The organism is Massilia rhizosphaerae (assembly GCF_016093545.1).
GTDB lineage: Bacteria > Pseudomonadota > Gammaproteobacteria > Burkholderiales > Burkholderiaceae_D > Telluria > Telluria rhizosphaerae.
The window spans coordinates 335,604-361,321 of sequence record NZ_JADKYX010000004.1 but is presented as its reverse complement, the minus strand read 5'-3'; the positions used below and the strand labels follow the sequence as shown (position 1 = coordinate 361,321).

Annotated in this window: 16 protein-coding genes; 10 read left to right on the top strand and 6 right to left on the bottom strand. The window is 67.7% G+C overall.

What is annotated here, in order from left to right:
• The first annotated feature begins 7 nt into the window (after positions 1-7).
• From ISF28_RS09320 to ISF28_RS09285, 8 genes are all read left to right on the top strand, one after another.
• A complete protein-coding gene (locus ISF28_RS09320; RefSeq protein ID WP_198116877.1) occupies positions 8-382 on the top strand; it encodes a DMT family transporter in 375 nt (124 codons plus the stop codon).
• A gap of 122 nt (positions 383-504) precedes the next feature.
• Positions 505-1,644 carry a DegT/DnrJ/EryC1/StrS family aminotransferase gene (locus ISF28_RS09315; protein ID WP_198116876.1) on the top strand — a complete coding sequence of 380 codons (1,140 nt, stop codon included), beginning with the start codon at positions 505-507 and terminating at the stop codon, positions 1,642-1,644.
• An 11-nt stretch (positions 1,645-1,655) separates the two neighbouring features.
• Entirely contained in the window at positions 1,656-2,639 is a 984-nt protein-coding gene (locus ISF28_RS09310; protein ID WP_198116994.1) for a glycosyltransferase, read from the top strand.
• 88 nt (positions 2,640-2,727) lie between these two features.
• On the top strand, positions 2,728-3,645 hold the full coding sequence (locus ISF28_RS09305; RefSeq protein WP_198116875.1) for a formyltransferase: 918 nt from the start codon (positions 2,728-2,730) through the stop codon (positions 3,643-3,645).
• Complete coding sequence (locus ISF28_RS09300; RefSeq protein ID WP_198116874.1) at positions 3,642-4,682, top strand: bifunctional UDP-4-keto-pentose/UDP-xylose synthase; 1,041 nt, start codon at positions 3,642-3,644, stop codon at positions 4,680-4,682. The genes ISF28_RS09305 and ISF28_RS09300 overlap by 4 nt, the downstream gene beginning before the upstream one ends.
• A gap of 16 nt (positions 4,683-4,698) precedes the next feature.
• A complete protein-coding gene (locus tag ISF28_RS09295; RefSeq protein WP_198116873.1) occupies positions 4,699-5,640 on the top strand; it encodes a polysaccharide deacetylase family protein in 942 nt (313 codons plus the stop codon).
• Between the two features lie 59 nt (positions 5,641-5,699).
• The gene (locus ISF28_RS09290; RefSeq protein WP_370663412.1) at positions 5,700-6,170 is read left to right on the top strand and encodes a peroxiredoxin; all 471 of its coding nucleotides are present in this window, start codon (positions 5,700-5,702) and stop codon (positions 6,168-6,170) included.
• A 222-nt stretch (positions 6,171-6,392) separates the two neighbouring features.
• Positions 6,393-8,210, top strand: a complete 1,818-nt coding sequence (locus tag ISF28_RS09285) for a PhoH family protein (RefSeq protein WP_198116871.1) — start codon at positions 6,393-6,395, stop codon at positions 8,208-8,210.
• A gap of 285 nt (positions 8,211-8,495) precedes the next feature.
• On the opposite strand, the gene ISF28_RS09280 is transcribed toward ISF28_RS09285, so the two are convergent.
• The 5 genes from ISF28_RS09280 to ISF28_RS09260 all read right to left on the bottom strand — a co-directional run bounded on the left by ISF28_RS09280 (position 8,496) and on the right by ISF28_RS09260 (position 18,894).
• Positions 8,496-9,290: a FecR family protein gene (locus ISF28_RS09280; protein WP_198116870.1), complete on the bottom strand. Its 795-nt coding sequence runs from the start codon at positions 9,288-9,290 to the stop codon at positions 8,496-8,498.
• A complete protein-coding gene (locus ISF28_RS09275) occupies positions 9,256-13,260 on the bottom strand; it encodes a two-partner secretion domain-containing protein (protein ID WP_198116869.1) in 4,005 nt (1,334 codons plus the stop codon). The genes ISF28_RS09280 and ISF28_RS09275 overlap by 35 nt, the downstream gene beginning before the upstream one ends.
• Positions 13,261-13,270: 10 nt before the next feature.
• A complete protein-coding gene (locus tag ISF28_RS09270) occupies positions 13,271-14,845 on the bottom strand; it encodes a ShlB/FhaC/HecB family hemolysin secretion/activation protein (protein WP_198116868.1) in 1,575 nt (524 codons plus the stop codon).
• A gap of 204 nt (positions 14,846-15,049) precedes the next feature.
• On the bottom strand, positions 15,050-17,278 hold the full coding sequence (locus ISF28_RS09265) for a CHASE2 domain-containing protein (protein ID WP_370663407.1): 2,229 nt from the start codon (positions 17,276-17,278) through the stop codon (positions 15,050-15,052).
• Positions 17,275-18,894: a GAF and HD-GYP domain-containing protein gene (locus ISF28_RS09260; RefSeq protein WP_198116867.1), complete on the bottom strand. Its 1,620-nt coding sequence runs from the start codon at positions 18,892-18,894 to the stop codon at positions 17,275-17,277. Before ISF28_RS09260 ends, ISF28_RS09265 begins: the two co-directional genes overlap by 4 nt.
• Positions 18,895-19,132: 238 nt before the next feature.
• On the opposite strand from ISF28_RS09260, the gene ISF28_RS09255 reads away from it, so the two are divergent.
• Positions 19,133-20,035, top strand: coding sequence for an MBL fold metallo-hydrolase (locus ISF28_RS09255; protein ID WP_198116866.1), 903 nt, complete (start codon positions 19,133-19,135; stop codon positions 20,033-20,035).
• Entirely contained in the window at positions 20,032-22,428 is a 2,397-nt protein-coding gene (locus ISF28_RS09250) for a GspE/PulE family protein (RefSeq protein ID WP_229518961.1), read from the top strand. The genes ISF28_RS09255 and ISF28_RS09250 overlap by 4 nt, the downstream gene beginning before the upstream one ends.
• A gap of 42 nt (positions 22,429-22,470) precedes the next feature.
• Here the strand turns inward: ISF28_RS09250 and pulA are convergent, their stop codons facing one another.
• Positions 22,471-25,551: a pullulanase-type alpha-1,6-glucosidase gene (gene pulA / locus ISF28_RS09245; RefSeq protein WP_229518960.1), complete on the bottom strand. Its 3,081-nt coding sequence runs from the start codon at positions 25,549-25,551 to the stop codon at positions 22,471-22,473.
• Between the last annotated feature and the right edge of the window lie 167 nt (positions 25,552-25,718).

The window sequence follows — 25,718 nt, the reverse complement described above, 5'->3', positions numbered from 1 at the left end:
GTCCCACATGAACCTGACTACGTTTGCCTTCATTATTTCTGGCGTGCTCCTGAACGCCTGTGCCCAAGTGTTGCTCAAAGCGGGTACGAACGCCCTCGGCGGCGCCATCCACCTCACCATGGCCACCTGGTTCCAGACGCTCGTCAAGGTCTTCACCACGTTGCCGGTGTTGGGCGGCCTGGCCTGCTACGGCGTGTCGCTCGTCGTGTGGATCATCGGCCTGTCGCGCACGGACGTGACGATCGCGTATCCGATGTTGTCGCTGGGCTATGTCGTGTCGGCCGTCGGGGCGTGGATGTTCCTGGGCGAGATGATTTCGCCGCAGCGCCTGGTGGCGATCGGCGTCATCATCGTCGGCGTGGTATTGCTGGCTAGAACGTAATTTGGCACCGGACGGGGCACTGCTACAATGCCGGCTTTGTCTGAATAAACACATTCATCCCGGCCCGCCGCACGATGGCGTGCCAAGGATGAGATCTTTACCGAGAGAATAACGAGCTTCCCATGACTGCCGAGCTGCCCTTCCTGCCCTTTTCCCGGCCCACCATCGACGAAGAGACCATCGCCGCCGTCGGCGAGGTGCTGCGCTCCGGCTGGATCACGACCGGCCCGAAGAACCAGGCATTCGAGGCGCTGCTGTCGGAATACTTCGGCGGCCGTCCGGTCCGCACCTTCAATTCCGGCACGTGCACGATGGAGATCGCGCTGCGCATCGCCGGCGTGGGACCGGGCGACGAGGTGATCACGACGCCGATCTCGTGGCCGGCCACGGCGAACGTGATCATCGAAGTGGGCGCGACGCCGGTCTTCGCCGACATCGATCCGGTCACGCGCAATATGGACCTGGACAAGCTGGAAGCCGCCATCACCCCGCGCACGAAGGCCATCATCCCGGTCTACCTCTCCGGCCTGCCGCTGGACATGGACCGCCTGTACGCCATCGCCGACAAGCACAAGCTGCGCGTCGTCGAGGACGCGGCGCAGGCCATCGGCTCGCTGTGGAACGGCAAGCGCATCGGCTCGTTCGGCGACTTTTGCTCGTTCAGCTTCCAGGCCAACAAGAACATCACGACGGGCGAAGGCGGTTGCCTCGTGCTGAACAACCTGGAAGAAGCGCGCCTGGCCGAGAAATACCGGCTGCAGGGCGTGACGCGCAGCGGCGTGGACGGCATCGACGTCGACGTCCTGGGCGGCAAGTACAATATGAGCGACATCATGGCCACCATCGGCCTGGGCCAGATGAAGAACCTGGACCAGCTGACGGCCCACCGCAGCGCGCTGGCGCGCCACTACTTCGACTGCTTCGGCCCCGACTTCGAGGCCCAGACCGGCGCCCAGCTGCCGATCCAGGCTTTCGGCACGAGCAACTGGCACCTGTTCCAGATCATCCTGCCGGACCGCGGTCCGGGCACGCGCGCCGACTTCATGACCCGCATGCAGAAGGAACACAATGTCGGCACGGGCTACCACTACGCGCCGATCCACCTGTTCACCTTGTACCGCGAGCGCGGCTTCAAGGAAGGGATGTTCCCGGTCGCCGAGAAGATCGGCCGCCTGACCGTGACGCTGCCGATGTTCAATGCGATGACGATCGCCGACGTCGAGCGCGCCGTGGCCGCAGTCAAAACGGTATTGGCCAAATGACGGGGGTGACGATGCAGCCGGAAATCTCCGTCGTCATTCCGGTCTATAACGAAGAAGCGGGCCTCGCGAACCTGTTCGCACGCCTGTACCCGGCGATGGACGCGCTGGACCTGCCGTACGAAGTCGTCTTCGTCAACGACGGCAGCCGCGACAACTCCGTGGCCATCCTCGCGGAGCAGTACCGCAAGCGGCCGGACGTCACGCGCGTCGTCCTCTTCAACGGCAACTACGGCCAGCACATGGCGATCCTCGCGGGCTTCGAGCAGACGCGCGGCGAGATCGTCATCACGCTCGACGCCGACCTGCAGAACCCGCCGGAAGAGATCCACAAGCTGATCACCAAGATGCGCGAGGGCTACGACTACGTGGGCTCGATCCGCCGCAAGCGCCAGGATTCCGCGTGGCGCACGGTGGCGTCGAAGGCGATGAACCGGGTGCGCGAGCGCATCACGAACATCCACATCACGGACCAGGGCAATATGCTGCGCGCCTATGGCCGCAACGTGATCGACCTCGTCAACCAATGCGGCGAAGTGAACACCTTCGTGCCGGCGCTCGCGTACAAATTCGCGCGCAAGCCGACCGAGATCGTCGTCGAGCACGAGGAACGCGCGGCGGGCGAATCGAAGTATTCGCTGTACAGCCTCATTCGCCTGAACTTCGACCTGATGACGGGCTTCTCGCTCGTGCCGCTGCAGATGTTCTCGCTGCTGGGCATGACGTTGTCGCTGCTGTCGGCGCTGCTGGTGCTCGTCCTCGTCGTGCGCCGCTTCCTGCTGGGCGCCGAGGCCGAGGGCGTGTTCACGCTGTTCGCGATCGCGTTCTTCTTCATGGGCGTGATCCTGTTCGGCATCGGCCTCGTGGGCGAATACGTGGGCCGCATCTACCAGCAGGTGCGCGCACGGCCGCGCTACGTCGTCGCCACGATCCTGCAGGGCATGCCGGCGGATCTCGCGGACACGGACGGGATCGAGAAGCGGCAGGTCGTGCGCTGACCGTCCGGCCGGCGCACCAGAATACGTCGCCCCGCTGGAGCAGCGCGGGCGACGCAACACCTTCACTCGCCATCGCGGCGCATAGACCATGACCCAACCCCGCAAACGCGCAGTCGTCTTCGCCTACCACAACGTGGGCGTACGCTGCCTCAAGGTGCTGCTGGCCGGCGGCGTCGACGTCGGCCTCGTCGTCACGCACCAGGACAGCGCCACGGAAAACATCTGGTTCGAATCCGTCCTCTCGCTGTGCGAGACGGAGGGCATCCCGTACCTGACGCCGGAGGACGCGAAGGGCGCCGACCTGCTGGCCGCCATCCAGGCAGTCCAGCCGGACCTGATGTTCAGCTTTTATTTCCGCCACATGCTGCCCCAGGCGATCCTCGACATCGCGCCCGCCTACAATATGCACGGCTCGCTGCTGCCGGCCTACCGCGGCCGCGCGCCCACCAACTGGGCCGTCCTGCACGGCGAGAAGGAAACGGGCGCCACCCTGCACGAGATGACGGTGAAGCCGGACGCCGGCGCCATCGTCGCGCAGCAGGCCGTCCCCATCCTGCCCGACGACACCGCGTTCGAGGTGTTCGGCAAGGTAACCGTGGCGGCCGAGCTGGCGCTGTACCGCGTCCTTCCCGACCTGCTGGCCGGCACCGCGCCGCGCATCCCGAACGACCTGACGCAGGGCGGCTACTTCGGCGGACGCAAGCCGGAAGACGGCCGCATCGACTGGAACAAATCCGCGCAAGACGTCTACAACCTGCACCGCGCCGTCGCGCCGCCCTACCCCGGCGCATTCACGGACGTGGGCCCGCGCCGCTACGTGATCGAGCGCGCCCGGCTCCACAAAGGCCGGGTCGACGGCCTGCCGCCGGGGCTCACCGTCGTGGATAATGCCATCCTCGGCGTCTGCGGCGACGGCCGCGCACTGGTCATCCACAGCCTGCTGGCCGACGGCCTGCGCATCTCCGCTGCCGAACTGCGGGCACAACTCCAGGAAAACCCAACATGAAAAAAGTCCTCATCCTCGGCGTCAACGGCTTCATCGGCCACCACCTGTCCAAGCGCATCCTCGAGACGACCGACTGGGAAGTCTACGGCATGGACATGAGCTCCGACCGCATCAGTCACCTGGTCGACCATCCGCGCATGCACTTCTTCGAAGGCGACATCACCATCAACACGGAATGGGTCGAGTACCACGTCAAGAAGTGCGACGTGATCCTGCCGCTGGTGGCCATCGCGACGCCGTCGACCTATGTGAAGGAACCGCTGAAGGTCTTCGAACTGGACTTCGAGGCGAACCTGCCGATCGTCCGCTCGGCCGCCAAGTACAAGAAGCACCTGATCTTCCCGTCGACGTCGGAAGTCTACGGCATGAGCCGCGACGCCGAATTCGACCCGGAGAACTCGGAACTGGTCTACGGCCCGATCAACAAGCCGCGCTGGATCTACGCCTGCGCCAAGCAGCTGATGGACCGCGTGATCTGGGGCTACGGCATGGAAGGCCTGAACTTCACGCTGTTCCGCCCGTTCAACTGGATCGGCGCCGGCCTGGATTCGATCCACACGCCGAAGGAAGGCAGCTCGCGCGTGCTGACGCAGTTCTTCGGCCATATCGTGCGCGGCGAGACCATCCAGCTGGTCGACGGCGGCCACCAGAAACGCGCCTTCACCTACGTCGACGACGGCATCGCGGCGCTCATGAAGATCATCGAGAACAAGGACGGCAAAGCCACGGGCCAGATCTACAACATCGGCAACCCGGCCAACAATTACTCGATCCGCGAACTGGCCGACATGATGATGAAGCTCGCCGCGGAATATCCGGAATACGCGGCCGGCGCGCAGAAAGTGAAGATCGTCGAGACCAGCTCGGGCGCCTACTACGGCACCGGCTACCAGGACGTGCAGAACCGCGTGCCCAAGATCGAGAACACGAAGAACGACCTGGGCTGGGCGCCATCGGTGACGATGGCGGACGCGCTGCGCCACATCTTCGACGCCTACCGCGGCCAGGTCGCGGCGGCCCAGGCCCTCGTCGACTGACAGCAGAGGATACGCCTTGGTACCGCTGCTCGTCCTCAAGATCGACGTCGACACCTACCGCGGCACGCGCGAAGGCGTGCCGAACCTCGTGCGCATGCTGACCGCGCACGGGGCCGGCGCGACGTTCCTGTTCGCGCTGGGTCCCGACCACACGGGCTGGGCGATGCGGCGCGCGCTGCGTCCCGGCTTCTTTCAGAAAGTGTCGCGCACGTCCGTCGTGGAGCACTACGGCTTCAAGACGCTGATGTACGGCGTGCTGCTCCCCGGCCCCGACATCGGCGCGAAGACCGCCGCCGAGATGCGCGCGGTACGCGACGCCGGCTTCGAATGCGGCATCCACACGTGGGACCACGTCTGGTGGCAGGACAACGTCCGCGGCCGCGACACGGCCTGGACGGACCGCGTGATGAAGAAGAGCGAGCAGCGCTACGCGCAAGTGTTCGGCGAGGCGCCGCACACGTTCGGCGCGGCCGGCTGGCAGATGAACCCGCACGCGTTCGCGCGCCACGACACGGTCGGCTACCGCTACGCGTCGGACGGCCGGGCCCAGTTGCGCGACGACGGCGCGCTGGCCGATCCGCAGGCGGGGCCGTACCGCTACCGGGGCCTGTCGCACATCCAGATGCCGACCACCTTGCCCACGCTGGACGAGCTGCTGGGCCGCACGATCGACGGCACCGTCATCGACGAGAACAATATCGCGGCCCACCTGCTCAAACTGACGGCGGACCCGAAACGCGACCACGTGTATACCTTGCACGCGGAGCTTGAAGGACAGAAACTCGCCCCCATATTCGAGCAGCTGTTGTCGGGTTGGAAAGCCCAAGGTTACCAACTTGCCTCGATGGCGGACTATTATGAGAAGATAAAAGCCATGCCGCTGCCGGAATATCCGGTCCAGTGGGGCGAACTACCGGGGCGATCGGGCGAACTGATCATCCTTGATACGATGAAATGAGCACGCGGCTTGAAGGCCGCGGTAAAAACGCGGTGCCAGGCCGCGAGACAGGAGAAATCGTGGCCGAAAGCCCAAGCGCAGCACCTTTAGCCAACTTCAGTGCGCCGATGACGGGCGACCAGACCTTCGAGCTGAACGGTCGTCCCGCGCGCTACACGGTGCTGTACTTCTATCCCAAAGACAATACCCCCGGTTGCACGACGGAAGCGATGAACTTCCGCGACCGCTACGACGAATTCAAGGCGTTGGGCGCCGCCGTCTACGGCATCAGCCGCGATTCCCTGCGCTCGCACGAAGGCTTCAAGGCCAAGCTGGGGCTGCCGTTCGACCTGATCTCGGACCCGGACGAAGCCGTGTGCACGCAGTTCGACGTGATGAAAATGAAGAACATGTATGGCAAAAAAGTGCGTGGGGTGGAGCGCAGTACGTTTGTCATTGACGCTGACGGTAAGTTGGTGAAAGAATGGCGTGGCGTGAAAGTCAATGATCACGTGAATGAAGTGCTGGAATTCCTGAAAAGCCAGCCTTGAAGAGCGGGCTGGCGATGGTTCTCTGACAAACCTTTTGCCGAGCGTTCGCCTATTTTGAGTCACTGTTTTACCTCACCGCATCATTCCAATCTGGCTGCCGGCCAGGGCCCGGGTCCGGGCCGGCCGGCGCCTCGCAGCTCCTCCCAGTTGCATCTGTCCGCCCGGCGGCGCGCGCGCGTCGCGCGATGCGTTTTTCCGACTTTTTTCTAGATTGAGAACCTGATGCCACTGCCTAAACTCCCCACCAAGCCGGCAACCATCCTGCTGGCCAAGGATTATCCGAGGGCCGAACCGGGCAAGACGCCCGTGCGCGCAGCCGCGAAAGCGGAAAACGACCCCGTCGAAGACCTGATCAGCGGCCCGGCCGTGCCCGCGCCCAAGGCCGCGAAGCCGCGCAAGTCGAAGGCCGCGCTGCTGGCCGAAGCGCCCGCGCGCGAAGACAAGCCTGCCGCCGCGCCGGCAACCGTGCCCGTCCCGGCGCCCGAGGAAAAACCCGCCAAGCGCGGCAAGGCGAAGGCGGCGCCCGCCACGGCCAAGCTGCGCGAAACGGACATGAACGAACCGCATCCGGCCAAACACAAGCCGGTCGAAGTCAACGTCAAGTCGCAGGCGAGCCGCAAGGCCGATTCCTCGGGCACGACGAAGGTGTTCGTGCTCGACACGAACGTGCTGATGCACGACCCGACGTCGCTGTTCCGCTTCGAGGAACACGACGTCTACCTGCCGATGATGACGCTGGAAGAACTCGACAACCACAAGAAGGGCATGTCGGAAGTCGCGCGCAACGCACGCCAGGTCTCGCGCACCCTGGACGCGCTGATCGCCAACGTCGACGACGACGCCATCGAGACCGGCATCCCGCTGGCCAAGCTGGGCAACAAGGACGCGAAGGGCCGCCTGCACTTCCAGACGCGCCTGAACGGCGCCGCCCTGCCCGAGGGTCTCCCGTCCGGCAAGGCCGACAACCAGATCCTCGGCGTCGTGCGCGCGCTGGAGGCCGAGCAGCCGGGCCGCGCGATCGTACTGGTGTCCAAGGACATCAATATGCGGATCAAGGCCCGCGCGCTGGGCCTCGCCGCGGAAGACTATTTCAACGACCACGTGCTGGAAGACACCGACCTGCTGTACTCGGGCATCGTCCAGCTGCCGGACGACTTCTGGGCCAAGCACGGCAAGGGCGTCGAATCGTGGCAGGAGATCAAGGGCGGCTACTCGTCCACGTTCTACCGCGTGACCGGCCCGCTGGTGCCGTCGCTGCTCGTGAACCAGTTCGTGTACCTGGAACCGAAGAACGGCGAAGCGCCGCTGTACGCCCAGGTCAAGCAGATCAACGGCAGGACGGCCGTGCTGCAGACCCTGCGCGACTATTCCAGCAACAAGAACAATGTGTGGGGCATCACGGCGCGCAACCGCGAGCAGAATTTCGCGCTGAACCTCCTCATGAATCCGGACGTCGACTTCATCACCCTGCTCGGCCAGGCCGGCACGGGCAAGACGCTGCTGGCGCTGGCGGCGGGTCTGGCGCAGGTGCTGGAGACGAAGGTCTACAACGAGATCATCGTCACCCGCGTGACGGTGCCCGTCGGCGAAGACATCGGCTTCCTGCCCGGCACGGAGGAAGAAAAGATGTCGCCGTGGATGGGCGCCTTCGACGACAACCTGGAAGTGCTGATGAAGTCCGACGGCGACGCCGGCGACTGGGGCCGCGCGGCCACGCAGGACCTGATCCGCTCGCGCATCAAGATCAAGTCGCTGAACTTCATGCGCGGCCGCACGTTCGTCAACAAATTCCTCATCATCGACGAGGCGCAGAACCTGACGCCGAAGCAGATGAAGACGCTCGTCACGCGCGCGGGTCCGGGCACGAAGATCCTCTGCCTGGGCAACATCGCGCAGATCGACACGCCATACCTGACGGAGGGCTCGAGCGGCCTGACGTACGTGGTCGACCGCTTCAAGGGCTGGAGCCACAGCGGCCACGTGACCCTCGCGCGCGGCGAACGTTCGCGCCTGGCGGACCACGCGAGCGACGTCCTGTAACGCCCCGACCGCCCAAACAAAAAGCCTGTGCGCCGAAAGGTGCACAGGCTTTTTTAATTCGGGGTCAGAGCACTAATTCGGGGTCAGAGCATTTTTCGGCTCAATGTTTTAAACGCATAAAAACCGGTAACACCCAGCCCGGCACGCGGGCATATCGGGATGCGCAGGCCCGGGCTGGCAGCCACCGTCATGCAAACTTACTTCAAGGATCATGTTCCAAAAAGTGCTCTGACCCCGAATTTTCGCCCAAATGTGCTCTGACCCCGAATTGTCCGAATTGTCGGGTTAGCGGACGATGCAGTCGACCTTGTCGCGCTGCGCCGCCGCGCCCTCCGACGCGAGCGGCCCGCCGCTGTTGCCGGTGAACGTCGGCGGTGGCGCGAACTGCAGGCCCGGGTTCCTGGGCACGACGATGGCCGGCTGGGTCAAGCTCGGCACGAAGCCGAATTGGCCGGCCGGGAAATTCTGCGCGCCGCCGGCGTTCGTCACGACGATCATCCCCTCCAGCACCGCCACGTGCAGGCCCGGCGCCAGGCCTGGCACGGGCAACGTCGGCGCCGTCGCCGCCTGGAGCGACGGCGGCGCAGGCGCCCCGACGGGCGCCTCGACCCATTGCGCGATGAAGGTCGTGCCGCGGATGCCGATCGTGGCCGTCGGCGTCTTGAGCGAGAACTTCTCCTTGTTGCGCTTGCCCAGCAGACCCGTGATCGAGCGCAGGCCGCCCTTCAACAGGCTGAACGCGGCGCTGTCGCCTTCCGGCTTGTCCGCCTGGTACGCGAAGTTGTCGATCTTGAAGGTGGTGCCGGGACGCAGCGTGATCTCGCCGTTGTCGATGAAGCGGATCTGCGCGTAGGTGTTCTTCTCCGTCACGAGCGTGTCGCCGCTTTCGACTTCCGATTTGACGGCCAGCACCTTGACGGTGCCGTCGGCCTTGCGGTCCATGAGCGGTCCGCTCAGGTGCGCGACGACGCCCACGACCTGGCCCGCCCACGCCGCGCCGCCGGCCAGCAGCAGCACGGCGCACAGCACGCCCCGGGCCAGCGCCTCAATTGCAGTACAGTTTGGTCGCTGGTTTTTCATTCTTGACTCCAGATTGTTCCGCCTGCGCCGGGCCGGACAGGCGCTCGCCCGGCTTGACGGCCGACGCGTCGTCGTCGCTCTTGCCCGCCCCACCGGAACCGGCGGCGGCAGCGATCTGCGGTGCGATGGCGGGCGCCGCCGTGTTGATGAGTTGGACGGTCGTCTGCACCGCCTTGGCCACCGGCGTGCCCTGCGCGTTCTGGCCGGCGCCGCCGCTGCCGCTGAACGTCACGCAGCTGGCGTCGCCCGGGTGCGTGCTGCAGAACGATGCCGTCGGCAGCACCGCCTCGCAGCCGGCCGTCGCGGGCGCCGCCGCGCACACGGCCAGCGTCGGCAGGCGCACGTCGCAGCCCTGCAGGCTCGGACTGCCGATGCATTGGGCCAGCGTGGGCAGCACGACGTCGCAGCCGGGCAGCGTGCTGTTGCCCTGGCATTGCGTCAGCGTCGGCAGGATGCCGCCGCAGCTCGGATCGTGCGGATTCGCCAGGCAAGCCTGGAAGCCCAGCGCCAGCACCTGCGTGCAGCCCTCGAGCGACGGCGTCAGCTTGCACACGTCCAGCTTGGGCAGGACGTCGCCACAGCCGGCGCCGGACGGATTGACGAGGCAGGCGTCGAAGCGGGCCCGCGCCAGCACGGGCGCGCAGCCGTACACGCTGCCGTCCGCGCGGCACTGGTCCAACGGCGGCAAGGTCGCCGCGCAGCCCGGCGCCGTCGGGTCGGCGATACAGGCCGTGATGGCGTCGTGTTCCTTGATCACGGGCGCGCAGCCGGCCGTCGTGGGCTGGGCCGCGCAGGTGGCATACGTCGGCAGCACCGCGCCGCAACGCGGGCCGGACGGATCGGCCACGCAGGCCTGCAGCGCGGCGTCCAGCACGGGGCCGCAGCCGGCGACGGTGCGGTCGGCGAGGCAGGCGTCGAGCGTCGGCGGCGCGGGCGGCGGCGGCGGCGGTCCGCTGTCCGTGCTCGTGGCCGTGACCTGCAGCTTGTCCGGACTCGATACGGCGACGGTGTCGGCCGCGATCTGCGTCGTGCCGCCCGTGATGCTGACGTTGCCGGTGCTGGACGACACGCGGGCGCCGGTGGCGATCGTGAGGGCGCCGCCGTTGTCCGCCAGCAGGCGCACGTTGCCGCTCGTCGTCGTCACGCTGCCCTCGATGGTGAGCGGGCTGTGCGTCGTCAAGCCGATGTCGCCGCTGCTCGTGCGGACTTCGTCGCCGGCCGGCACGGTCATGCCGCCCACGCTGTCGATCGCGATCGCGCCGCCGTTGCCGGTGCCGTCCTGCACGGCCCGGGCGAGCACGAGGGGACCGGCGTTGGCGACGTTGATGATGTGGCTGCCCGTGCCCTTGTTGGATGCCGTCAGCGTGCCGGTGCGGGTCTTGAGCGGGTTTGCCGTCGCACCGATGCCGGCGCTGGACGTCAGGGTCAGCGTGGCCGCCCGCAGCACGCCGTTGCCCGCGATGCCCGCCGCGTCCAGGGTGGCGCCGGCGCCGCCGGACACGCCCGCGTCCAGCGTCAACGCGCCGCCGCTGATGAATTGCAGGCTGGCGCCCGGCGCGGCGACGCCGGCCAGTCCGTCGACGCTGCCGATGTGCAGGTCGCCCGTCGTCGTCACCTGGAACAGGTCGGCGCCGCTGGTGCCGGCCAGGGTGCCGATCGCATTGGCGCCGGTGAGCACCACCTGGCCGCCGCGCAGCGCCACGGCGCCCGCGCCGACGGTACCGGCGTCTTTTTCGTAAATGCCGACCGCCGAGGCCAGCGCGAGCGTGCCCGATGCGTTCAACGGCGAGCGGATCGACAGCGCGCCGGCGCCGGCGTCCAGCGTCACTTTCGCGCTCGTGAGCGTCGTGGGCCCCGCGACGTCGATGCCGCCCCAGCCGCCCGCGAGGGCGCCGATGGTGAGTTCGTTCGCGTTCACGTTGGCGAGCGCCGCCTGCCCGATCGCGAGGCCGGCGGCCGTGCCGTCGCCGCCGATCGTGATGGGCGTGCCGGCGCTGTTCGGCTGCAGCGTGACGCCGGCGGCGGACACCGGCGCGCCGATGTTCACGCGGTCGCCCTGCAGCAGGATCGACTTGGACGCCGTCACGGCCCCCGCGATGTCGACCAGGCCTCCGCTCGCGTACTGGCTCGCGATGAAGCGGCTGTCCGCGTTCGCGGACAGGTCGACGGCCGCGCCCACCCGGATGTCGCCGGCGTTTTCCAGCACGACGTTCGCCGCCGTCGCCAGCGTGCCGTCGACCGTCACGGCGCCCGTGTGCGCGCTGTTGCCGACGTTGATCTCGTACAGGTTGGCGCCCAGGCGCTGCAACGCCGCCGCGTCCAGCACCAGCGCGCCGGCATTGCCCGTGCCCGTGCCGATGCTGATCGGGCGCGTCGGGTCGACCGACGTCAAGGTCAGGATCGGCAACTGGCCATTGCCGGCGATGTTGCCTGCCAAGGTGACCTGGTTGGCGCTGACGTCGATGTAATTCCCCGTCTTCAGGGTGCCGCCCGCGCCCAGCGCGAACGCATTCCCGGCGCGGAAATCGAGGTCGCCGCCGGCACTCACCTGCGCATTGACGGCGATGTCGTTGCCGGCCGTCGCGTGCACGCTGCCGGCCGCGTCCAGCGCGTCCGTGACCGTGAGGTCGTGCTGCGCTTGCAGGACGACGTCGGTGCCGGCCGCCGTCAGCGTGGCCGGCGCGACGCGCGTGAGGCCCGTCGCGGTGCCGCCGGACGGCGTCTTCACGTCGTCCGCGTTCGCCGTGCCGCCCGCCACCACCTCGATGTCGTACGGGTCCAGCAGCCACGTGCCGTTCTTGCCCGCGCCGCCCGCCGCGTCGACCGCGATGCCGTCGACGTCCAGCACGTGCCCGGACGTTTCGACCGCGCCGCCGGCCGCGCTGCCCCGCGCGGACACGGTCCCGTGCGCGCCCGTCGCGCCGTCGGACCACAGCACGACCTTGCCGCCGTTGCCCGCATGGCCGTCGGCGCGGATGACGGCGCCCGCCGCGACGCTCGTCCGCTGCGCGCGCAGCACGTTGCCGCTACCCTGCCAGTCGCCGCCGACGAGCACCGCGCCGCCATTGCGGCCGCTCGCGTCGATGCCCGCGCCGGCGGCGACATCCACCTGCGGGCCCAGCACCTGGACCGTGCCGCCGTCCGCACCCGCGGTGCCGGACGCGCGCGTGACGCTGCCGGCGTCCAGCGCGACTTGATGGCTGGCCTTCAGGATGACGCGGCCGTTCGCGCCCATCACGGCGCTGTCCGCGTTGACGACGCCGCGCTGGTTGACGAGGGCGCCGTAGATGCCGATGCGGCCGCCCTGCGCGATCACCTGCCCCAGGTTGATGGCTTGTCCGGCCGGCGCGGAGAGTTCCACGCGCAGGTCCGGGTCGCTCGAATCCACCAGTTGCACGGTGTGCCCGGCCGCGAGGATCACATCGCCACCCGGCGCCGTGATGATGCCCGTGTTCTGCACGTCGGGCGCGATCAGGAAAACCTGGCCGCCGCCGGGCGTCGCGATGGTGCCGTCGTTGCGCACGCCGCCCGCCGTCGCTCCCGCCTGGAAGCGCTTGCGGCCGGCCTGGAAGTCGGCGTCGCTGATGTTCAGCGTGGAGGCGACGAGGCCGTTCACGTCCACGCGCGCGCCCTGGCCGAACAGGATGCCGTTCGGGTTGATCAGGAAGACCTTGCCGTTCGATTGCAGCGCGCCGAGAATCTTCGTCGGATCCTGGCCCAGCACGCGGTTCAGCACCGCGCTGCCGGCGTTCTGCTGGATGAAGCGGGTGATCTCGCCTGCTTGAATATTGAAACTCTGCCAGTTGATGATGGCGCCGGGCGTGTTCGTGATCGAGAACACGTTGCCCTGCTGGTTGAAGGTGGCCTGGCCCGCCACCACTTGCGGCAGCGTGGGCGCGGCGGTTCCGGTGCCGCAACAGGCCGCCGCCAGCAGCAGCGCGCCCAGCCTTCTTTTGATCGATGAAGTCATGACGATGTCCTCAATACGCCAGCGCCACGCGCACGTGGAGCTTGTTCCGGCTGGTCGCCGCCACCTGGCCGACGTGCATGCCGTGGCCGTAGTCGAGCTGCACGCTGGCCGCGTTGCCCGCCGCGATGCGCACGCCCAGGCCCGTGCTGGAGATCGCGGCGCGATGCAATTCGCCCGGCAGCGCGCGGTTGCGCTCGCCCCAGGCCGTGTCGTAGAAGCCGAGCACGCGGCATTGCCAACCGACGCGGTTGCACAAGTCCGGCGTGTACAGCTCGACGTTGGAGACGATGCCCGTGTCCGTGGCGAGGTCGCGTTCGCCGAAGCCGCGCACCGTCGTCGCGCCGCCGGCGCCGAACTGCTCGCCCGGCACGAGCGCGTCGTGCGTCCACTGGCCGTTCAGCAGCACGCGCGTCTGCCAGTCGGCGCCGACGACGCTGGCGATGGCGGCCGCGAAGCGCACCATGCGGTAGCCGGCCCTGGCGCCGCTGCGCACGGCCGCGAAATCGTCCGCGGCGCCGCGCGAACCGCCCGGCACGTTCTGCAGCAGGGCGATCGAGACGTCGAACCGGCCGGCGGGCTCCGCCTCGCTGGCCGCATAGCCGATGGAGAGCGGGCGCACGGTGACGTCGTTGCCGAAGTTCTGCTGGCCGAAGACCACGCTGTTGCGGTAGGCCTTGACGTCGACCCCGTACACGATGCGGCTTTCCAGGTTGCCGCGCTTCGCCAGCACGTGGTTGTAGCGGCCGCCGTAGACCGTGCCCTTGCCGCTCACGGCGAGGTCGAACAGGCCGGCGTTGACGGCGCCCGAGTCGACGTCCGAATAGCTGGCGAACAGGTCGACGGAATCGCCCAGCGCGTACAGCGGCACGTGGTAGCCGGCGGCCCACACGGCCACGCGGTCCGGGCGCTCGGCCGTCGTCGTGTACTGCAGCGTGCCCACGTGGTCGCGGCCCCACAGGTCGGCGTGCTGCAGCAGCACGCCCGCGTGGGTCTTGCCGGTGGACGCGGTGCCCGTGTTGTCGGCGTTGAGCACGACCCGCCACGGGCGCTCGTCCGCGACTTCGACCTTGGCGTCGACCGCGTCCTCGCCGTCCGCATCGGAGCCGGCGAGACTCAGTTTCACTTTCTTGGCCGGGTTCTCGTTGACGAGCCTGAGGTTGCGCGACACGTCGTCCAGGTTGGGCGTCGCGCCCGGCACCAGGGTGGGCAGGCTGGCGCGCACGTTCGCTTCGGAGAACCAGCGGTTGCCCGTCACCTCGACCTGGCGCACCTTCGTCTGGATGACGTTCAGGCGCACGACGCCGCCGTTCAGTTCCTGTTCGGGCAACTGGACGGTGACGACGTTGAAGCCGTGCGCGTGGTACACCGCCTCGAGCGCCTCCAGCGCGCGCTCGACGTCGCCGAAATCGCGGTTCCTGCCGGCGTACGGCGCCACCGCGGCCTGCACCTCGGCGGCGGGCAGCAACGTGTTGCCGCTCACCTCGAAGCGGCTGATCTCGAACCGGATCGCGTCCTCCGCCCAGGCGGCGCCGGCGGCGGCAGCCAGCACCGAGCCCGCGATCAGGCGTGCCAAGCGTAGTTTCATGTGATGGATGACCATATCGTTATTGTTCTGGCCCATGCATCCCCGGGCCTGCGGCGACGATGCCGCTGAAAAGGAAAAATACCCCGATTTGTTGCGAGTGTAATCAGGTTTTCCTTGCTTGAGAGAAAAATTATCGGGGATTCCGCATCTTCCCCACGGGATGGGGGGATCGCCCGGACGCGGCGTTGTGTGCCCGACACACCGTCACTTCGTCTCGAACGTCGTCACCCCGTCCCAGCCGTCGCCGGGCGGCGCCGCGCGCCAGTGGGCGATGCGTTCCAGGTACAGGGCATACAGCGCCCGCCCGGGATGCGCCGCGTGCAGCGACCCGATGGCGCTTGCCGCCGCATCCCAGTCCTGCGCGCGCACGCGGGCCAGCGCGGCGTCCCACGCGGCCAGTTCGTCCAGCACGGCGGGCGCGACGTCGGCCGGCTTGCCGAGCGGCTCGAAGATGGCGACAGGTTCGTTCTTGCCCTTCACGCGCACGAGGTCCAGCTCGCGGTACACGAATTCCGGCGCCGCCAGCCGCGTCGCCTCACCCACGACGATGCCCACGCCGTACACCTTCGTGATGCCTTCCAGGCGCGAGGCGAGGTTCACGGCGTCGCCCATCACGGTGTAGGCGCGGCGGATCGCCGAGCCCATGTCGCCCACGTGCATCACGCCGGAATTGATGCCGATGCCGATGGCGAGCGGCGGCCAGCCGCGCCGCTGGAAATCGTCGTCCAGGCGCGCGGCGCTGGCCTGCATCAGCAGCGACGTGGCGACGGCGCGGCTGGCGTGGTCGGCGAAGGTGACGGGCGCGCCCCAGAAGGCCATCACGGCGTCGCCGATGTATTTGTCGAGCGTGCCCTGGTGGCTGGCGCGGATGTCCTCGGACATCGCGGTCAGGTACAGATTGATGTATTCGCGCAGCGCCTTGGGCGACAGGCCTTCCGAGATCGTCGTGAAGCCGCGCACGTCGACGAACATCACGGACAATTCGCGGCTCTCCCCTTCCATCGTATAGGCTTCCGGGTTCTCGGCCATTTGCGCGACGAGTTCCGGCGCCACGTATTCGCCGAAGCGCGAGACGAGCGCGCGGCCCTTGCGGAATTCGAAGAACCAGCCCCAGGCCAGGTTCAGCACGAACAGCAGCGCGATCAGGAGCAGGCAGACGAACATGTTCGTCGTCCAGTCGAACGCGCGGTAGGCAACCCAGTTCAGGCCCACGACGGCCGCGAAGGCGCCACCGGACGCCAGCACGGCCGGCAGCGGCGCGAGGGCCGGCAGCAGCAGGGACAAGGCGAGTCCGAAGACGAGGACCTGCGCCAGCTCGATGCCCGTCGCGTAATCGGGATGCGTCTTGAAGTGCTGGTCGAGGATGGACTTGATGACGTTCGCGTGCACCTCGACGCCCGGGTATTCCTTGTTGACGGGCGTGGCGCGCAAGTCCTGCAGGCCGGGCGCCGTCGTCCCGACCAGCACGATCGTTCCCTGCAACACGTCGGGCGCCACCCGCCCCGCCAGCACGTCGGCCGCCGACACGTAGCGGAACGCCCCGCCCTGCGGGCCGCCGGTGCCGCGGAACTGCACGGCCGAGAGCAGGTTTTCGCCGACCGGGATGGACAGCGTGCCGCCCGCCACGGCCATGCGGATGGCCACGGCGGCCCCGGTGTGCGCGTCATACTTGCCGAAATCCGGCGCGATCGCGCCGGCGTTCAGGTACACGGCGGCCGTGGCCAGCGCCAGCGACGGGTAGTAGCCGTCGCCGATGCGCTGCAGCAGCGCGCTGGAACGCACCATGCCGTCGTCGTCGGTGATCGCGGTAAAACTGCCGGCGCCGCGCGCCGCCGCCTGCAGGCGCGCGAGGTTGGCCTCGTAGCCGGCGGGGTTGTACGCGTCCAGTTCGTGCCCCTTCAGGTCGGCCACCGTGAACGCGGGCGGCGGCAGCACGCCCCGCTTCACGGTCGCCAGGTTATAGCCCAGCACCACGGGCCGTCCCCGCATGGCCTGGGCGAACAGGCCGTCGTAGTCGAGCGCCGGCTGCAGCCGGGCCAGTTGCGCGCGCAGGCCCGCATCGTCCTTCAGCTCGTGCGCCGCCAAGCGGTCCAGCACGGCGTAGCCGGAACTGGTGTCCGGTTCGGGAAAGGAGATGTCGAAGCCGATCGCCGCGGCCTGGTAGCGGTCCGCCAGCTGGTGGACCAGTCGCGCCAGCACGTTGCGGCTCCAGGGAAAACGTCCGACTTCGCCCAGGCTCTTGGTGTCGATGTCGACGATCACGATGCGCTGGTCGAGCTCGGGCGCCTCCAGGCGCATGCGCAGGTCGCCGATGATGGTGTCCTGGCGCGCGATCGCGACGCTGCTCCACATGTCCTTCACATAGCCCAGCGCGGCCAGGGTCAGCGCCAGCCCCAGCGCCCAGCGCGCGCCGTACCTGCGCAGCACCTTCACGGCGCGTAGCCCGGGATCGCGGCCTCGTCGACCATGTCGATCTGCGACGGATCCAGGTTCTTGCGGGCGAAGTGCAGATAGACCTTCTGGCGCACGAAGATGTCGAACAGGTCCGGGTCGATGTGGCCGTTGAGCGCGAACTTGCCCAGGATGTGGAGCGACTCGGACAGCGTCTTGCCTTTCTTGTAAGGACGGTCGCGCGCGGTCAGGGCCTCGAAGATGTCGGCGATGGCCATCACGCGCGCCTGCACGGACATCTGCTCGCGCGTGAGGCCGCGCGGGTAGCCCTTGCCGTCCATGCGCTCGTGGTGGCCGCCCGCGTATTCCGGCACGTTCTTCAGGTGCTTGGGCCACGGCAGCGATTCGAGCATGCGGATCGTGACCGTGATGTGGTTGTTGATGATCTTGCGTTCGTCGTCGTTCAGCGTCCCGAAGCGCACGGTCAGGTTGCGCACCTCGTCCTCGTCGAGGAAGTCGCGCTCCACGCCGTCCGGTCCCGTCCAGCGCCAGGCGGCGATGCGGCGCACGCGCTCCTGGTCGTCGGGCGACATGCCCTCGCTGCCGATGTTCGCGTGGCGCAGGAAATCGCGGTCCGCGCGCAGGCGCGCCTGCTCGGCGGCCAGGCCGCCGTCGATGGCGGCGTGGTCGGCGCCGGGCGCGCACTTCGCCCGCAAGGCGCGGATCTCGGCGTCGCGCAACAGCACCTCGAAGCGCGTGTCGATCATGTGGATGCGGTCGAAGATCGTCTGCAGCTTGGTCGCCTTGTCGACGACGTGCACCGGCGTCGTGATCTTGCCGCAGTCGTGCAGCAGGCCCGCGAGCCACAGTTCGCGGCGGTCGGCGTCGCTCATGCGGAACGCCGCCATCGGGCCGCTGTTCGTCTCGTGCACGGCCTCGGCCAGCATCATCGTCAATTCCGGCACGAACTGGCAGTGGCGGCCCGTGTAGGGCGATTTTTCGTCGATGCCGATGTTGATCAGGTTGACGAGGGCCTCGAGCAGCGCTTCCATCTGCACGACGAGCTGCTGGTTCGTGAGCGCCACGGCCGCCTGCCCCGCCAGCGCCTCGATGAAACGCTGGTCCGTATCGGAAAACGAACGGATCTCGCCGGTGTCCCGGTCCAGCGCGTTGATCAGCTGGAGCACGCCCACCAGGTCGCCCGCGTGGTCCGTCATCGGCACCGTCAGGATGGACTTCGACCGGTAGCCGAACCGCTGGTCGAACGCGCGCATGCCCGAGAAACTGAAGACGTCGGCCCGGTACACGTCGCCGATGTTCACCGACTGGTGGAAGTTGGCCGCGTACGCCGCCACGGACGCGAGATTCTTGTTGCCATATTGGTCATACAGGGGGATCGGCGCCAGGTCGATGGCATTGCCGCTGCCGCCGCCCTGGTAGATCTCCAGCGAGTCGTTCAGCCAGATGTGGAAGCACAGGCTGCGCTCGTCGCCGCTCGGCCGGTACAGCGTGCCGCCGTCGGCATTCGTCATGCTTTTCGCGACCTTGAGGATGCGGTCGAGAAAAGTGTCGATGTCGTGGCCGTCGCCGAGGGCGACGCTGACCTCCGTGAGCAGGTCGAGCCGCTCTACGATATTGGTCGGGGTGAGCTCTTGCATGATTGTGTCCATCTCGCTGTCATCCGACGTGCCTGATCGCCACAAAAATTGCCGGACTGAAATTCCCACACAGTGTAACTTCCTTGGAGACCGCTGTACACACATCGATGCGAAAACGCAAATTTCAGATGACCGGTTACAAAATCCCGCTATTATTTGACACGTATTGCAACGGAACAGGCTTGGGCCGCGGCAAGAAAACATGAGCAGACGACGGGCTGCACAGCAAGGGACTTCTATGAAATTCAAATTCTGGGGAGTGCGCGGATCCATCCCGTCCCCCGGGCCGCGTACCGTGCGTTACGGCGGCAACACCACCTGCATCGAAGTGCGCGGCGACGACGGCACCCTGGTCGTGCTCGACGCCGGCACGGGCATCTACGCCCTCGCCCAGGACCTCATGCGCCGCCGCGCGCAGGACGGCGCCCCCGTGGTCGCGAACATCTTCATCACGCACAGCCACTGGGACCACATCCACGGCCTGCCCTTCTTCACGCCGCTGTTCGTGAAAGGCTCGCGCGTCTGCCTGCACGGCGCCCACGACCATGTCACGGGCCAGGGCATCGAGCACGTGATGGGCGTGCAGCTGCAGAACAGCTACTTTCCCGTCAGCGAAGAACACATGGACGCCGTCATCGACTACCGCACGCTGGACGTCGGCGTGCCGCACGCGGTGGGCGACGTGGTGGTGCACAACGTCGTGATGCACCATCCCGTCACGAACCTCGGCTACCGCGTCGAATGCAACGGCCGCGCCGTGTTCTTCACGGGCGACCATGAACCGTTCTTCAATCCGCAGGCGCCCGGCAGCGCGGAACACGCCGCGGCGCAGCTCGAGATCGAACGGCGCGAGCAGGAGATCGAACGCGCCATGGAAGGCGTCGACGCCCTGATCGCCGACTGCTCGTACACGCGCGAGGAATACCCGGCCAAGCAGGGCTGGGGCCACGGCACGTTCGACGCCGCCATCGCGCTGGCGCTCAAGGTCGGGGCGCGCAGCCTGTACTGCACCCACCACGAGCCGACCCGCTCCGACGACGAGCTGGAAGCCGTGTTCGCACAGGCGCTCGCGCGCTGGCACGACCGCCTGGACGGCCTGGTCGTGAAACTCGCATACGAAGGCCTGGAAGTGACGTTATGATGAGCGCGGATTTCGTCGACCAGCGCAAGGGCGACCGGCGCGCCACCGGCGACACGGAGCGCCGCCTCGACTTCCAGCGCCGGCTGCAGGCGATCTCCACGCGCATCCACGCCACCGCCAACCTGGACCAGATCATGCTCGACCTGGGCCTGGATTTCTGCGACCTGTTCGACAGCGACCGCTTCACCTTGTACGTCGTGACGCCCGAGCAGGACGCCCTCATCGCCAAGGTCAAGACCGGCCTGTCGTCGTTCCGCGAGTTGAAGCTGCCGATCGGCCCCAACTCCGTCGCCGGCTTCGTCGGCCAGACGCGCCAGACCGTCAACATCGCCGACGTCTACGACGAGGCCGAGCTGCGGCGCCTGGCGCCCAATCTGCGTTTCCAGCGCGGCGTCGACCAGAAAACCGGCTACCGCACGCGCGAGATGCTGGTCGCGCCGCTCGTCGCGCCGTCGGCCGAACCGGGCGGCGCCCTGCTGGGCGTCGTCCAGTTCATCAACCACCGCGCGGGCGGCCCGTTCCCGCCACTGTGCCTGGAGGGCGTGAAGCAGTTGTGCGAGACCTTGTCCGTCGCGCTCAGCCAGCGCCTGCGTGCGCCGCTGCCGCGCGGCCGCTACGACGGCCTCGTGGCGCAGGCCCTGTTGACGCCGCAGGAACTGGAGCAGGCCACGCGCCTCGCGCGCGAGCGCGACGCCGACATCGAAGACGTCCTGCTGGCCGACTTCCGCCTCAAGCCCGCGCAGCTCGGGCAGGCGCTGTCCGACACCACCGGCCTGCCGTACGAACCGTTCCGCGCCGAGCGCGTGAAACCCGTCGAGCTGCTGCGCAACCTGAAGCAGCAGTACGCGCTCGAACACGGCTGGTTGCCGCTGGAGGACGGTCCCGACGGTCTCGTGCTGATGGCGCTGGACCCGGAACGCGTGGCCGCCAGCCACATCGCGGCGCAGGTGTTCAAGCGCGCGCGCTTCGCCTGGCGCGTGACGACCCGGCACGACCTGCGCCTGACCGTCGCCCAGTTCTTCGGCGGCCCGGTCGTCGACGACGCGAGCGTCGGCGAACTGCTGTCGCACCTGGACGAGGACGGCGATCCGGACGAGGACGCGGAAGGCGGCGGGACCGACGTCTCGGCCGCCGTCGAGAACGAACTGGTCAAGCTGCTCAACCGGATCATCGTCGACGCGTACCGCCAGGGCGCGTCCGACATCCACATCGAACCGCAGCCGGGGCGCGGCAAGACGGGCGTGCGCTTCCGCAAGGACGGCGTACTCGTGCCGTACATCGAGATCCCGGCCAGCTACCGCAACGCCCTCGTCGCGCGCGTGAAAATCATGTGCGACCTCGACATCTCCGAGCGGCGCAAGCCGCAGGACGGCAAGATCCGCTTCCGCAAGTACGGCCCGCTCGACATCGAGCTGCGCGTGGCGACGATCCCGTCCAGCGGCGGCGTCGAGGACATCGTGATGCGCATCCTGCAGGCCGGCGAGCCGATCCCGCTCGACAAGCTGGGCGTCCTGCCGCACAACCTGGACCGCCTGAAATCCGCCGTCGGCAAACCGTACGGGCTGTTCTTCGTGTGCGGGCCGACTGGCTCGGGCAAGACGACGACCCTGCACTCGATCCTGGCCCACCTGAACACGCCGGAGACGAAGATCTGGACGGCCGAGGATCCGGTCGAGATCACCCAGAAGGGCCTGCGCCAGGTGCAGGTCAACCGCAAGACCGGCCTCGATTTCGCGACCGTCATGCGCGCCTTCCTGCGCGCCGACCCGGACGTGATCATGGTCGGCGAGATGCGCGACCGCGAGACAGTCAGCACCGGCATCGAAGCGTCGCTGACGGGCCACCTAGTGTTCTCGACGCTGCACACGAACAGCGCGCCGGAATCCGTCGTGCGCCTGCTCGACATGGGGATGGACCCGTTCAATTTTGCCGACGCCCTGCTGGGCATCCTCGCGCAGCGCCTGGCGCGCCGCCTGTGCACCGCGTGCCGCGAGGCCTACCACCCCGACGACGCCGAAGTGGAAGCGCTGCTCGACGAATATTGCGAGGAATTGCGCGCCCAGGCGGCCTACGTGGCCGATCCGGAGGCCGCGCGCGCGGACGTTCTCGCCGGCTGGCGCGCACGCCACGGGGACGCCGAAGGCCGCTTCACGCTGTACCGCGCGGTCGGCTGCGCCGAATGCAACAAGGGATACCGCGGACGCGTGGGGCTGCATGAGCTGATGCTGGGCAGCGAGCGCGTCAAGCGCCTCCTGACCGAGCACGCGCGCGTGGCCGAGCTGCTCGCGGCCGCGCTGGAAGACGGCATGCTGACCCTGAAAATGGACGGCATCGAAAAGATCCTGGACGGCGTCACCGACATCAAGATGGTGCGCGCCGTCTGCATCAAATGAAGCGTTGACGCAGACGGCGGCCCCCGTCGTCCTACGTCCGCATCAATCGTTCGCGTTCTGCACGAACACGGCCGCCGTGCGCGCCGGGATCGCGAACGTGCCGCTGCCCGCATCGAACGTCGACGCCTTCACGACGTCGTCGCTGCCGTTGCGCTGGATGCGGTGCAACTGGAGCTTGTGCCCCCTGAGCTCGGGGATCGCGATCGTTTGCGCCGCCTTGTCGACGTTGAACACGACGACGACGCGCTTGTACCGCGCGCCCGGATAGCGGCCCGGTTGCGTGCCGGCTATGCTCATCGCGATAAGGCCCGGCACCTGGTTCGGCCCCACGTTGTAGAACTTCAGGCGGTCGATCACGTCCTGCGCCGTGCGCAGGCGGAACAGCGAGCTGTCGGCCCGGATCGCGAGGAAGTCCTCGAACGCGTGCTTCGCCGCCAGGATCGCGCGCGTGTCCGGCTTGATCAGCGGATTCGTGAGGATCGGCGCCATCAGGGACCAGTTGTCCTGGTTGCTGCCCGCCATCGGCAGGCCGACGCCGAAGTTGTTCGACGCGTAGCTGTAATCGAGCTTGTTGAACCAGTCGCCCGCGTTGTAGCTGTCGCGATCGAGCGATTTCGAGCGCAGGATTTCCTGGCCGGCGTGGAAGAACGGGATGCCCTGCGCCAGCACGTTGATGGCGGCGCCCAACGTCTGCACGCGCACGCGGTCGGCCAGCGGCGTCGATTGCGGCAGCTTGTACGCATCGATGTCGAACAGCGTCTGGTTGTCGTGCGCCTCGATGTAGTTGATCGTCTCGGCCGGATTGGCCGCGAAGCCGGCCTGCTGGCCGAAGTAGTCGATCTGGGCGCTCGTGCGCACGTTGCCGAAGCGGTCGGTGAAGCGGTAGTCGCGCAGGGTGCCGGACAGCGCCACGCGCACGAGGTCCGCCAGGCGCAGCGCGTCGTCGCGGGTCTGCGTCGACAGCGCGTTCGGGTCGAGGTACGCGCCGTTGATGAAGCCCTGCTGGCTAATCAGCCACTGGCCGCCGTCGCAGCAGCCGCCGCCGCGCACGGCGTCGCGCATGCGGTCGTTGAACGAACCGATGCCGGTGCCCGCCATGTTGGCCTGGCGCGCCTGCACGAAGCGGGCGTCATTGGCGACGCTGCCGAAGTTCCACGCCTCGCCGTACAGGTAGATGTCGCGGCCCGCGGCCTGGTCGACGCTCGCCTGCAGGCGCTTGAGCAGGTCCAGCGGCGTGAAGCCCATGATGTCGAAGCGGAAGCTGTCGACCTTGTACTGGCGGGCCCACAGCGACACCGAATCGATCATCAGCTTGCCCATCATGGCGTTTTCCTGCGCGGTGTCGGCGCAGCAGCTGTCGTTCAGGATGTGGCCGTCGCTGCCCAGGCGGTAGTAATACGTCGGCACGATGCGGTCGAGGACCGACAGCGGACCTTGCTGCGACTGGCTCGTGTGGTTGTACACGACGTCCATCGTCACGCGCAGGCCGGCTTCGTGCAGCGCCTGCACCATCGCGCGGAACTCGCGCACGCGCACGGCGCCATCGTCGGCGTCGGTCGCATAACTGCCTTCCGGCGCGTCGTAGTGGACCGGATCGTAGCCCCAGTTGAAGCAGTCGGCGTCCGCCACGGCCGCGACGGCCGCCTGCTGCGCCGTCGAATCGGCGCCGGCATTCGGGATGGACGGGGTCACGCAGCCCTTCTCGTTGACGCTGGCGTAGTCGAAGCTCGGCAGCAGGTGCACGTGCGTCATGCCGGCTTGCTGCAGCGATTTCAGGTGGCGCATGCCGTCCGAATCCCCGTCGGTGAAGGCGAGGTATTTGCCGCGGTGGGCGGCGGGCACGGTGGCATCGGATGCCGAGAAGTCGCGGATGTGCAGCTCGTACAGCGCGATGTCGGTGGGCGCGTCGAGCTTCGGAATGCGCTGGTCGTCCCAGCCGGCCGGCTTCAGTTGCGGGCTGTCGAGGTTCGCGGCGAAGCTGCGCGCGCTGTTGGCCGAGAGGCTCAGCGAATACGGATCGGTGACGGTATTCGTCACGATCTTGTTGTCGGCCCAGCGCGACAGCACCTGCACGGTGTACGTGTAGTAGGCGCGGTTCGCGAGGGACGGATCGGAGGACGTGTAGCGCCACACGCCGCTGGCCGCGTCGAGCGTCATCGGGACCGTCGTGCCGGTGGCCGCGTTGGCGCTTGCATACAGGTTCAGCGCCACGGATTTCGCCGTCGGCGCCCACACGCGGAACGTCGCCATACCACCATGGTCGAACGTGACGCCCAGCTGCGCCTGTGCCGCCTTGGCCGCGTACAGGTCGTCCAGCAGGCCGGCCGTCTGCAGCGACGTCACCTGCACGAGGTTGCCTGCGCCGTCGTACTGGGCGATGGCGAACTGGCCGCTGACCATGGCCGCGACCTTGGCGGCGTCGGCGTCCGCCAGGCGCAGGCCCGTGGCGCCGGCCAGGTGCGGGTATTTCTGGCGAATCGCGTCCGGCAGCGCGCTCACGGTCAGGTCGAAGGCGCTGTCCGCGCCCGACAGGCCGACGGCGCCGTCCGGCGTCGGCGCCAGGCCGCCGTTCGCAGCGTAGAACAGTTTATAGCTGCCGCCAGCGGGTGCGCCGGGCCACGCCAGCGTGGTGGCCGACAGCCAGTGCGCGTTGGCGAACGCCAGGTTGCCGTAGCTGAGGGCGGGCTGGCTCGCGTACACGGTGCAGTCGCCCTCCAGCATCCAGACCTCCTGGCCTTTCGTGGCCACGTCCGCGTTCAGGTCCGCGTGCTGGTCGGCGCCGCAGTTCTTCGTGCCGTTGCCGTCGGTGACGAGGAACCAGATCGCGCTCTTGCCGTCGGCCAGCGGAATGTCGACGTAACCGCCGAAGCCGTCGCTGTTGGTGAACATGAAGCGGTCGGCGATCCACGCCGAGCTGGGATGCTGCGGGCCGTCCCAGGAATACACGCCCCACTGTGCCGCATCGTTCTGGACCCGGTGGAAGTGCATGCGAATGGATCCCGGCGCGACGGGCGTGGCCGCGGTGGTGCTGGTTGCCAGCAGGCGGGTGCCGGATTGCGTGGCTTGCTGGCCCGTATCGCCGGCGCCGCAACCGGCCAGCAACAGGCTGGCGCAAGCGGCCATGGCGAGACCCAGCCATGAAGTCAAACTACGTCTGAATAACATAATGTCCCCTCTTCATTCTTTTTCTGACCGACGGGCGCAGCCCGGACGGCAACGCTGGCCGACGATCGTATGTAATATTACTACGTCGGTTATCAAAAATGAAAAGAAAACAGCCGACTGTGGCG

Excerpts from the sequence above, each read along its gene's own strand:
- ISF28_RS09275 (WP_198116869.1), bottom strand. The coding sequence starts at position 13,260 with ATGACTTCATCGATCAAAAGAAGGCTGGGCGCGCTGCTGCTGGCGGCG.
- ISF28_RS09300 (WP_198116874.1), top strand. The coding sequence starts at position 3,642 with ATGAAAAAAGTCCTCATCCTCGGCGTCAACGGCTTCATCGGCCACCAC.
- ISF28_RS09250 (WP_229518961.1), top strand. The coding sequence starts at position 20,032 with ATGATGAGCGCGGATTTCGTCGACCAGCGCAAGGGCGACCGGCGCGCC.
- ISF28_RS09260 (WP_198116867.1), bottom strand. The coding sequence starts at position 18,894 with ATGCAAGAGCTCACCCCGACCAATATCGTAGAGCGGCTCGACCTGCTC.
- ISF28_RS09280 (WP_198116870.1), bottom strand. The coding sequence starts at position 9,290 with ATGAAAAACCAGCGACCAAACTGTACTGCAATTGAGGCGCTGGCCCGG.
- ISF28_RS09315 (WP_198116876.1), top strand. The coding sequence starts at position 505 with ATGACTGCCGAGCTGCCCTTCCTGCCCTTTTCCCGGCCCACCATCGAC.
- pulA (WP_229518960.1), bottom strand. The coding sequence starts at position 25,551 with ATGGCCGCTTGCGCCAGCCTGTTGCTGGCCGGTTGCGGCGCCGGCGAT.
- ISF28_RS09320 (WP_198116877.1), top strand. The coding sequence starts at position 8 with ATGAACCTGACTACGTTTGCCTTCATTATTTCTGGCGTGCTCCTGAAC.
- ISF28_RS09285 (WP_198116871.1), top strand. The coding sequence starts at position 6,393 with ATGCCACTGCCTAAACTCCCCACCAAGCCGGCAACCATCCTGCTGGCC.
- ISF28_RS09310 (WP_198116994.1), top strand. The coding sequence starts at position 1,656 with ATGCAGCCGGAAATCTCCGTCGTCATTCCGGTCTATAACGAAGAAGCG.
- ISF28_RS09270 (WP_198116868.1), bottom strand. The coding sequence starts at position 14,845 with ATGAAACTACGCTTGGCACGCCTGATCGCGGGCTCGGTGCTGGCTGCC.
- ISF28_RS09255 (WP_198116866.1), top strand. The coding sequence starts at position 19,133 with ATGAAATTCAAATTCTGGGGAGTGCGCGGATCCATCCCGTCCCCCGGG.
- ISF28_RS09305 (WP_198116875.1), top strand. The coding sequence starts at position 2,728 with ATGACCCAACCCCGCAAACGCGCAGTCGTCTTCGCCTACCACAACGTG.